Annotated in this window: 1 protein-coding gene; it reads left to right on the top strand. The window is 62.3% G+C overall.

Annotated features, from left to right (window positions below; genetic code table 11):
- Nucleotides 1–109 precede the first annotated feature (109 nt).
- Nucleotides 110–1,012: an IS982 family transposase gene (locus CJ028_RS05595; RefSeq protein ID WP_105034300.1), complete on the top strand. Its 903-nt coding sequence runs from the start codon at nucleotides 110–112 to the stop codon at nucleotides 1,010–1,012.
- The last annotated feature ends 15 nt before the right edge of the window (nucleotides 1,013–1,027 follow it).

Here is a 1,027-nt window from a genome sequence, read left to right on the forward strand (position 1 = left end):
CTAGATGAGTGAGTCCTAATCGGTTGGTAGCACGCCAACCGCTCAGTCCGATCGGACTTTTCCCGCGTGGGCGCTGTTAATCGAAGGCGGAGGGTGTTAAACCCAGTGTGTGAAAACAGACCTCAACACCCTCCTGACCACACTTTACGTCCATCTAGACGATCGGATCATCCCCGCGCTGGGGTTTTCCAGACGCGGTCGCCCCGGCAGACCGCCAGCTCTGACCGACATTGAGCTGCTCTGCCTCGTTGTCGCGCAGCACCTGCTCGGCATCGCGTCGGACCGCAAGTGGATCCGCTACGCGAACAAGCACCTCACAAGCATGTTTCCGAACCTGCCTCAACAATCCGGGTGGGGCAAACGCGTTCGCCAATCCACCGGGCTGCTCTCTGCGGTGATCACCGAACTCGCCCGGGATACCCCGTCCTGGGGCGAGATCACCCGACTGATCGATTCCACCCCTGTGCCCTGCGGCAAGTCTCGGGAGACCGTGAAACGCTCCGACCTGGCCGGGCACGCCGGCTACGGCTACTGCGCGTCCCACTCCCGCTACTTCTGGGGATTCCGCCTCTACCTGATCTGCACACCCGACGGAATGCCCATCGTCTGGGGCCTCGCCAACCCCAAGATCGGCGAACGTGAAGCCGCCGAAACGATGCTCCGCCACGACCGACACCTGATCCACCCCGGCCAGATCATCATCGGAGACAAGGGCTTCGCCGGGCGCCAGTTCGAAGGATTCATCACCGACGAACTCGGCGCACACCTGATCCGACCCGACCGGAAAGACGAGAAGAAACGATTCGGCAAGCTCGGCGGAATCCGCCAATGGGTCGAGTCCGTCTTCGACACCCTCAAAGGCCAACTCACCCTCGAAGACCACGGCGGACGCACCATCCCCGGCGTCTACTCCCGCGTCGCCGGCCGCCTACTCGCCCTCGCCGCCGGAATCTGGCACAACTGGCTCCTCGGAACTCCCAACAAACGATCCCTCATCGCCTACGACCATTAGGACTCACTCATCTAG

Origin of the sequence: Cryobacterium aureum, from assembly GCF_002954245.1 — a bacterium.
Lineage (GTDB): Bacteria > Actinomycetota > Actinomycetes > Actinomycetales > Microbacteriaceae > Cryobacterium > Cryobacterium aureum.